A 6,698-nucleotide genomic window follows, 5' to 3' on the forward strand; every position below is an offset into this window, starting at 1 on the left:
CTGCCTCGCGGGTCCTGCCGCCAGACAGACCCATTATTCTACTTCAAAAGAAATAATTACGTTAAAAGTTAAGATTGGATAATCAAGGTTTTTGGGGAATGATGGGTAAGGGGCTGCGTTTTTTATCGCGTTTATTGATATTTCACGGAGATATTGGCTTGCGGAAGAATTTTCTTCTTTGAGGCGGATGTCTTTTAAGGTTCCGTCTCTGGTAAGAATAAAGGATACTTCTAATTGGCCTGATTCCAGGCGGTTATTTGTTTGATAGAGCGAGCGTTTTATTTTTTCACGGACAATCTCGGAATGCGTAGTATAGGATGGGCTGTTATTATTTTTTTCGGCATCTTTAAGGGAAAAGACTATCTTCTTTTTTATGGAGATGGAATCCGGTTTGATAAAGGTAGGTTTTGGTAAGGCTGGCGGCTGTTGGGAGAGAGAGAATTTACTGCTTTTGTAAATGTTGTTTTTTTCAGCTACCGGTGAAGGAACTTTTATATCGCTGTAAATTTTATCCGGCAATTTAATCAATGGCTCAATTTTACGGGACTTTATGTTTGCCCCTGTTTTAGTTTTTATAGGTTCGTTGCGGGATTTTACATATTGGACCGCTACTAATTTCTCTTTTTTTATAGTTGGGATAAAGCTTAAGGAAGCATTCTGCATAAGGAATACTCCATGCAGAGCCAAAGATATTACAAGCATAAACAAAAGGGGTTTTTCTTTAAACATTTAAAATTCAATGCCTCTTCTTGCTTTTACGCCTTTTTTATAGTAATGCTTAATCTCTTTTATTTCGCTTACAAGGTCGGCGAGTGCTATGATTTTCTTATGAGCATTGCGGCCGGTTATGATTAATTCAATTTTAGGAGGAGCCTTTTTTATAAGCTCAATAATTGAATCTAACTTAAGTAATTTTAGATCTAAGGCGACATTAAGCTCATCCATTATCACCATGTCATAGGATTTATCTGAAATTATAGCCTTAATTCTATCTAGCCCTTTTTGAGCAAGCTGTTTATCTTTTTCGGTTACCTTTCTTATGAAGTTACAGCTGCCAAAGTGTTCAATCTTGATTTTCTTTATGCATTTTAACGCTTTTAAGCCGCAGCATTCTTTGCCTTTAGCGAACTGGCCAATGTATACTTTTAAACCAGCTCCTATTGCCCTCAAGGCAAGGCCGAGAGCTGCTGTAGTTTTACCTTTTCCTTCTCCGGTATAAATTTGTATCAATTGATTTACCTCTTAAGCTTTATATCCATGTTTGCCGATTAACGGGACAAAAACACAAGGGCAGATACTGGTGTAGTTAAGCCCGTCTTCTTGTCTTTCAACGAGAGTTAACATTTGGCTGAAACTTTCACCAAGGGGTAGTATCAGCTTTCCGCCATCTTTTTTTAGTTGTTCAGTTAAGGGAAGCGGAACTCTTGGGCTTGCCGCCGTTATAATAATACAGTCAAATGGCGATTCTTCTTTCCATCCAAGGGTTCCATCGCCGATTTTAAACTTAATATTCGTGTAATTTAATTCGCGTAAAGTTTGCTCTGCCGTTTTAGAGAGGGATTCAATCCTTTCAATTGAAAAAACCTCTTTAGCTAATTCCCCCAAAATTGCCGCCTGATAACCGGAACCGGTCCCAATCTCTAAAATTCTTTCATTTCCAGTCAGGTTTAATGTTTGTGTCATGAGAGCAACGATGAATGGCTGGGATATGGTTTGATTTTCTCCTATAGGAATTGGATGGTCGTCATAGGCGGAATTTCTTAATGCAACAGGCAGAAATTTTTGCCGTTCTACTTTTAAAAAAGCATCTAAAACCCGTTTATCGCTTATGCCTCTTGGAATAAGCTGGTCAGCGACCATGCGTTTTCTTAAAGCTTCGTATTCCATATTTCGTTAAGGATAAGTTTTATAAACCGAATAGTATCTACAAGAGGATTAATTTGGCTTTTTTGTCCGCTGTAAATACTCTTAATGGGAACGGACGTGACTTTAAATCCCATCCGGGCAGCCTTAATGAGAATCTCTGATTCGGTTTCATATTTGGAAGTTTTTAAAGCAACTCGTTTCAAGACGCCAATTTTAATCAGGCGAAAACCGCATTGAGTGTCAGGAATCTCTTGTCCTGAGATGCAGGATATGATCCATGACATAAATTTGTTTGTCAGAATCCTTATAAACGGCATCTTTTGCGTTTTTGACATCCGGTTTCCTATAAAAATATCGCCGTCAGAGAATTTCGCAAGGCGCAAGAAAAAAGGAATGTCTTCGGGCAGGTGCTGCCCATCACCGTCCATTGTGATTACTTCTTCAAAGTTATTTTCCAGCGCATATTTAAAGCCGCGAATTAATGAAGCTCCTTTCCCTAAATTCTTTTCATTTCTAATGACTCTAGCTCCGGAATTTTGCGCTATCCTTGCAGTATTATCAGTTGAGCCGTCATCAACTATGACAACGCTTAGGTTTTGGGCAAGGATTTTTTTAACAAGCGCGGGAACCGTCTTTGATTCGTTAAAAGTAGGGATAATTACGCAAACTTTCATCGGCCTTCGTGGTTAATAGCCCAGAATGGGCGGAAAACATACCATTGTTCCGGGTATTCTTTTATGTAGTTTTCAAAAATAATTTTATATCTTGAGATTATTTCTAAGATATCTTTAGTTTTATCTTGGGTGGCTTTATACTCAATCGGTTTTTCAATTCTTAGCGTAAATGTATCGTTAGGGTTTCTGACCATAAATCCCGGGACAATACTTGCTCCGGTTTTTAAAGCAAATGCAGCGGGGCCTTCAGGAAAATAAGTCGGTTTGCCAAAAAAATCCAAGATAACTCCTTTTTCTGCAAAATCCCTGTCCCCGACAAGGGCGACTAATTTATTTTCTTTTAAAGTATTTAGGCAGGCTCTGACTGCTTTCCCAAAAGGGATTACATTGATTTTCTTGCTTTGCCTTTGTGAATTAAAAAAATCGTTTACCTTTTTTGTTTTATGGGGAAGCGCAACAGCATAAAATGGAAATCCCGAAAGTGCAACCACCACTCCTCCTAATTCCCAATTGCCAATGTGCGCAGTTAAGACAACTATTCCCTTTTCTTTTTTAAGTTCTTCTGTAAAGTAATGTAAATTCTCAATTTTAACATTCTTTTTAATATATTCTTCGTCAATTTTTTCAAATCGGAAAAAATCTACAAGGTATTTGGCAAAGTTCCTAAAAACTCTCCTTCGCAAATAGCGGATTTCACTTTCTTTTTTTTCAGGAAAAATAGCCCTTAAATTATTCCCTACATTTATCCTGTCGGTTCGTGAAAACAAATATTTTGTATCCGCAGCCAATGATGCAACCCAATAACTGAATTTAAGAGGAAGTGTTAAAGCGACGAATTGTCCGATTCTGTAGAGTGTGTAATTAAACATCTATAAGTCAAGTAACAGCTTGGCAATATTCATACTGGAGTCAGGTTTGCTTATTTTTTCTTCAGCCTCTTGCATTAAACGAAGCTTTTCAGGATTAGAAAGCAATTCTTCAATTACAGGCCCGATATCATCCGGGTTATCTACTTCTATAGCTGCTCCTTTTTCCGTCAGGTAAGTTGTGTTATTTTCTTCTTGTCCGGGAATTGGCTCAACAATGATCATGGGCAATTTTTTGGTAAGAACTTCTGCTGTAGTAACTCCTCCGGGTTTTGATATTATGATATCCGATACTTCCATTAATTCATTGATGTTATTTGCAAAGCTGAAAAGCAAAACTTTCTTGTTAAGTTTTTTAATCTTACGCTTTAATGATTTATAAAGGCGTTTATTTGTGCCGGTTACTACGATTTCCTGGATCTCGGGCCTAATTTCATCCAGAGATTTAATGATTTTTTTAATTGGGCCTAAACCCTGCCCTCCTCCCATGATTAAAATCACGGGAAGGTTTGGATTTAATTTTAGTTTTTGGAAAACCTTTTCTTTGTTAACGGGTTCGCAAAATTTTTGGTCGATTGGAATTCCGAAATCCCTGATTTTATCCCGGCTTACTCCTTTATTTATTAATCGCTCAAGAACTTCTTTTGAAGGAGTGATATAGTAATCAACTTTGTCATAGACCCAGTAGGAATGCGGGACATAATCCGTTAGCACTGCTATGAGAGGAAGTTCGTGGCTGCAGGATTTTTTGTAGTCTGCAACCATTCCGCAAGGATAAGCCTGCGTGCAGATAACCACGTCGGGCTTAAATTGATCAAATAGTTCTTTAATCTTAGGAGAGTTGAATTTATGCACCGCTTCTTTTATTTTCTCAAATTTTTCAATAACCTTAGGATTGTCATAAAGGTAATCCCAGAGCTGGGGCGTGCTTTTGATAACGCTCATATAAAGTTTATTAATGACTTTTTCGGTAATGGGGTTTGTATAGTTAAAGGCGTTAATCCCTAAAACTTCAGTTTGAGGAGCAAGGGTTTTGATTGCTTTCTCAATAGCCATAGCAGCGCTTTTGTGCCCTGAAATATCAGAGATGTACATCAAAATAATACGTTTTGGTTTCATTTTTACTAAATCTTTCCTTCGTGAAAAACGTGTGCAAATGCGTTGACAATCAAGGGGTCAAATTGTTTTCCGCTCTGGCGTTCAATTTCATCCGCAGCTTCTTTTTTGGAAAGCCCTTTGCGGTATGGCCTGTCGGTAGTCATTGCGTCAAAAGTGTCGGCTACAGAGATTATTGATGCAATTAAAGGGATTTGATTGCCTTTAAGCCCCTCTGGATATCCTGAGCCATCGTATTTTTCATGGTGATATTTTACTCCAAGCATTGATTCTTGTAATTCCCTGATTGGCAGCAGGATTGCTTCGCCAACTAAAGGATGTTCCTGCATGCGCTTTTTTTCTGCTTCGTTTAACGGGCCTTCTTTATTAAGTATTGATTCAGAAATTCCGATTTTTCCTATGTCATGCAATAATCCAGCTATATGCAGGTTTTCAAGGAATTTTTCATTAAATGCAGATTTATTATGTTCACTTAAAGCTCTTGCGATTTCCAGGCTTAGGTTTGTAACGCGTGAAGTGTGGCCGTGCGTATAGTGGTCTTTGGCGTCAATTGCCGCAGCTAAGGCAACCGTGGTATGGATAAACAAACGGTGGTTTTTTTCAAGTTCCAGCTTTAAATCTTCAAAAAGCTGGGCGTTCTTTAGAGCCATTGCTACATCAGAGGCAAGGGCGTCAAAAAAATCGATCTCTTCTTCTTGGAATTTCCTTCCATTTTTCTTGTTGCCTAATAAAAGAAGCCCAAGAAGCTCGTCTCCAAAATAACTTGGAACACAGGCGACGGTGTCAAAGATTTCCATTTGGTATAGTGCGCCCTTTAGCAATTCTTTTGCTTGAGCGCCGATTTTCCTTTTTAGGAAGACTTTGGCTTCATCGTAGACTATCCCGCCGTCATTAAAGAGCTGTTTGTCTATGCGTTCGTTGAAGAAACGGATAAGCGGATTATCAGCATCCATTCTTGCGAAGTTCTTCGGTATTTTTACTCCTGCAGAGCCTCTTGAAAAGGTGAGAATATAAGAATTTCTTTCTTTGTTGTGCAGAAGGATGCCAGCGTGGTCAACATTAACTACTGCAGCAATTCTGCGCACAATCATTTTAATGAGCGTGTCAGGTTCATGCACCAGGATCATGCTTCTTGCCGCATCCTCTAATTCTTTTTTATAGTCAATTCGAGCTGGTTTTTTTCTAAGATGAAAAGGCATAGTTAATTATGTTAAATGATTATTGAAACAGTTGTTTCATTACGATTCTTTCTAATTCATCTAACTCAAGCGGTTTGTGGATATAGTCAATTGCCCCAAGTTGAATGCATTTCTCGTGTGCTCCGCCGTCTTCAGGTTTTCTGCCGGTTACCATGATAACTCGTATCGTTTTATCAATTTCTTTGATTTTCCTAAGTGTCTCAATGCCATCAATTCCGTCCATAATAATGTCTAATAACACTAAATCCGCTTTTTCTTTGCCTAAAATATCAAGGGCCTCTTCTCCGCTTGATGCAGTCAGAGTATCAATTTTTCGCTTGCGGAAGAAATTCGCCGCGAATTCTCTTACATCAATTTCGTCATCTACAATTAATAAACGAGCCATTATAAACTCCTTTTTAAGAAATTAGAACATTATTATAGCATTTAATAAACTTTTTTCAATAGTCAAGAAAATAGGGACACATCCTATTTTTTAAGTTTTAACTGTATTCTAAAAATAGGATGTGTCCCTTAAACTAAAGGCAGTTCAATTATAAACCGTGTACCGACTTGGTGTTCGGATTCAAAAGTAATCTTGCCTCTGTGGGTGTCGGTAATTATGCGCCGAATTACATAAAGGCCCAGGCCGGTTCCTTTGCGGGAGGAAATTTTCGTTGTGAAAAATGGGGTAAATACCTTTTTATCGTTATCAGTTTTTATTCCCATGCCATTATCTTGGACTACGATTTCTAAAGAGTGTTCTTTAGGGAAAGCTTTAATTGTGATTTTTCCCCGGTAGCCGGGTTCTTTCAACGTAGTGCGGCGTTCAACAATTGCATCATAAGCATTATCAATTAAATTAAAGAAAACTTCTTGAAGCTGGGTTAAGTTGCCTTTTATCTTTGGCGTTTCGCTGGTAAAATCGCGGATAATATCTATTTCAGAAAGTTTAACTTTGTATTGAACCATCTCTAAAGTAGTGTCAAGTATTGTGT

General features: G+C 38.1%; 9 protein-coding genes. All 9 read right to left on the minus strand.

Features of this window, described 5'->3' with window-relative positions; translation table 11 throughout:
• Positions 1-33 precede the first annotated feature (33 nt).
• Positions 34-729: an energy transducer TonB gene (locus PHO70_08020; GenBank protein ID MDD5432908.1), complete on the minus strand. Its 696-nt coding sequence runs from the start codon at positions 727-729 to the stop codon at positions 34-36.
• Complete coding sequence (locus tag PHO70_08025; GenBank protein ID MDD5432909.1) at positions 730-1,230, minus strand: cob(I)yrinic acid a,c-diamide adenosyltransferase; 501 nt, start codon at positions 1,228-1,230, stop codon at positions 730-732.
• A 12-nt stretch (positions 1,231-1,242) separates the two neighbouring features.
• Positions 1,243-1,887: a protein-L-isoaspartate(D-aspartate) O-methyltransferase gene (locus tag PHO70_08030; GenBank protein MDD5432910.1), complete on the minus strand. Its 645-nt coding sequence runs from the start codon at positions 1,885-1,887 to the stop codon at positions 1,243-1,245.
• Positions 1,869-2,540 (minus strand): glycosyltransferase family 2 protein, encoded by a 672-nt coding sequence (locus PHO70_08035; GenBank protein MDD5432911.1) that lies wholly within the window; start codon positions 2,538-2,540, stop codon positions 1,869-1,871. Before PHO70_08035 ends, PHO70_08030 begins: the two co-directional genes overlap by 19 nt.
• Entirely contained in the window at positions 2,537-3,409 is an 873-nt protein-coding gene (locus tag PHO70_08040) for a lysophospholipid acyltransferase family protein (protein MDD5432912.1), read from the minus strand. Before PHO70_08040 ends, PHO70_08035 begins: the two co-directional genes overlap by 4 nt.
• Positions 3,410-4,525 carry a glycosyltransferase gene (locus tag PHO70_08045; GenBank protein MDD5432913.1) on the minus strand — a complete coding sequence of 372 codons (1,116 nt, stop codon included), beginning with the start codon at positions 4,523-4,525 and terminating at the stop codon, positions 3,410-3,412.
• 5 nt (positions 4,526-4,530) lie between these two features.
• Entirely contained in the window at positions 4,531-5,721 is a 1,191-nt protein-coding gene (locus PHO70_08050; GenBank protein MDD5432914.1) for an HD domain-containing protein, read from the minus strand.
• A gap of 19 nt (positions 5,722-5,740) precedes the next feature.
• Positions 5,741-6,106, minus strand: a complete 366-nt coding sequence (locus tag PHO70_08055; GenBank protein ID MDD5432915.1) for a response regulator — start codon at positions 6,104-6,106, stop codon at positions 5,741-5,743.
• A 128-nt stretch (positions 6,107-6,234) separates the two neighbouring features.
• The coding region (locus PHO70_08060; GenBank protein MDD5432916.1) for a HAMP domain-containing sensor histidine kinase at positions 6,235-6,698 on the minus strand (464 nt) is incomplete at its 5' end.

Source organism: Candidatus Omnitrophota bacterium (assembly GCA_028715415.1).
In the GTDB taxonomy this organism is placed as follows: Bacteria; Omnitrophota; Gorgyraeia; order Gygaellales; family Profunditerraquicolaceae; genus JAQURX01.

Excerpts from the sequence above, each read along its gene's own strand:
- PHO70_08050 (MDD5432914.1), bottom strand. The coding sequence starts at position 5,721 with ATGCCTTTTCATCTTAGAAAAAAACCAGCTCGAATTGACTATAAAAAA.
- PHO70_08035 (MDD5432911.1), bottom strand. The coding sequence starts at position 2,540 with ATGAAAGTTTGCGTAATTATCCCTACTTTTAACGAATCAAAGACGGTT.
- PHO70_08040 (MDD5432912.1), bottom strand. The coding sequence starts at position 3,409 with ATGTTTAATTACACACTCTACAGAATCGGACAATTCGTCGCTTTAACA.
- PHO70_08020 (MDD5432908.1), bottom strand. The coding sequence starts at position 729 with ATGTTTAAAGAAAAACCCCTTTTGTTTATGCTTGTAATATCTTTGGCT.
- PHO70_08055 (MDD5432915.1), bottom strand. The coding sequence starts at position 6,106 with ATGGCTCGTTTATTAATTGTAGATGACGAAATTGATGTAAGAGAATTC.
- PHO70_08030 (MDD5432910.1), bottom strand. The coding sequence starts at position 1,887 with ATGGAATACGAAGCTTTAAGAAAACGCATGGTCGCTGACCAGCTTATT.
- PHO70_08045 (MDD5432913.1), bottom strand. The coding sequence starts at position 4,525 with ATGAAACCAAAACGTATTATTTTGATGTACATCTCTGATATTTCAGGG.